Annotated in this window: 1 protein-coding gene; it reads left to right on the forward strand. The window is 74.5% G+C overall.

The window, feature by feature from the left end; all coding sequences use genetic code 11:
- Positions 1-133 precede the first annotated feature (133 nt).
- Positions 134-1,807, forward strand: a complete 1,674-nt coding sequence (locus ACFU7Y_RS43585; RefSeq protein ID WP_224282403.1) for a DUF885 family protein — start codon at positions 134-136, stop codon at positions 1,805-1,807.
- Positions 1,808-1,842: the final 35 nt, after the last annotated feature.

A 1,842-nucleotide genomic window follows, 5' to 3' on the forward strand; every position in this document is an offset into this window, starting at 1 on the left:
GATCGGGGCACCGCAGGGTGCCCCGATCCGTACCGGGCGCGCCGGCCCGGCGACGCCGCCGGCACCGCCGGTGGGCAACACCGGTGGGCAACACCGGTGGACACCACACCACATCGCATCGGGGGAGCGACCAGTGATCGAACAGCCTCAGCACGCCGGAATCGCCGCACTCGCGGACGAGTTCTTCGCCGCCGAGAACACCCACAACCCGTTCGATGCGACCCTCAGCGGGGTCGAGGGCTACGCCCACCTGGTGCCCGACCCGTCCCGCGCGGCCGCGCACCGCCACCGCGAGGCGCTGCGCGGCTTCGCCGAGCGGCTGGCCGCGATCCCGCTCGACACGCTGGCCGGCGAGGACCGGATCACCCACCGGGTGCTCGCCCGGCTGATCGACAACGGCATCGGCCAGATCACCCACGGCCTGGCGGAGTTCAGCGTCTCGGCGACCATCATCGCCCCGCAGAACGAGGCCTTCTCCGCGCTCGCCATGACCTCGGTCGACCAGGAGGGCGCCGACGCCTACCTGAAGCGCCTCGCCGGCCTGCCCGGCTACTTCGACGCCGCCCTGCGCGGCATCCTGGACGCCGCCGCCGAGGGCCGCCTCCCTCTGCGCAGCGGGGTCGACGCCGCCGTCGCCCAGCTGGAGGCCTACCTGGCCACCGACCCTGCCGAGGACAAGCTGCTGCGGCCGCTGGCCGACCGCCGGGAGCACGAGCGCGCCCGGACCGTCGTGCGCGACGCCGTCCGCCCGGCGGTGGCCCGCTTCCGGGCCGGGCTGGCCCAGCAGCTGGCGCCGGGCGCCCGGCCGGACGACAAGGCCGGGGTCTGCCACGTACCGGGCGGCACCGAGGGCTACGCGGACGCCGTCGCCCGCTTCACCCGGCCCGGGCTCGCCCCGGAGGAGGTGCACCGGATCGGTCTGGAGGCCGTCGCGGCACTGCGCGAGGAGTTCGCCGAGCTGGGCGGCAAGGTGCTGGGCATCACCGAACCCGCGGCCGTGCTGGCCGCGCTGCGCGAGGACCGCTCGCTGCGCTTCGGCAGCGCGGCCGAGATCATCGCCCTGGTGGACGGCGCGCTGGAGCGGGCCCGCCGAGCCAGCGCCGACTGGTTCCGCCCGTACCCGATCGCCGACTGCGTGACCAGGGAGATCGACCCGATCGGGGCGGAGACCGCGCCGTTGGCCTACTACCAGCCGCCGGGCCCGGGCGGGCTGCCCGGCACCCACTGGATCAACACGCTGCGCCCGGAGACCCGGTTCAGCTACGAGTACGAGGCGATCGCCTTCCACGAGAGCGTCCCCGGCCACCACCTCCAGCTCGCCGTCGCGCAGACCCTGCACCACCTGCCGCGGTTCCGGCAGAACCCGAGCGGCCAGCTGACCGCCCACGTCGAGGGCTGGGGCCTGTACACCGAGCGGCTCGCGGACGAGATGGGGCTGTACGGCTCGGAGCTGTCCCGGTTCGGCATGCTCTCACTGGACGCGGTGCGGGCGGTCCGGCTGGTGGTGGACACCGGGATGCACCACTACGGCTGGTCCCGGGAGCGGGCGATCGCCTACATGCGGGCCAACACCGCCACCCCCGAGGCCAACGTCCGCAACGAGATCGACCGTTACATCGCCTGGCCGGGCCAGGCCACCGCCTACCTGATCGGCCGCCGGGAGATCGTGCGGCACCGTGAGCGGGCCCAGGCGGCACTCGGCGCCCGGTTCGACATCCGGGAGTTCCACCACCAGCTGATCGGGCACGGCAGCCTGCCGCTGGGGGTGCTGGAGGAGCTGGTGACGGACTGGATCCTGGAGCAGTAGGCCGCCGGCGGCCGGACGCTGCTCCGCGTCCGGCC

Source organism: Kitasatospora sp. NPDC057542, assembly GCF_042801945.1.
In the GTDB taxonomy this organism is placed as follows: domain Bacteria; phylum Actinomycetota; class Actinomycetes; order Streptomycetales; family Streptomycetaceae; genus Kitasatospora.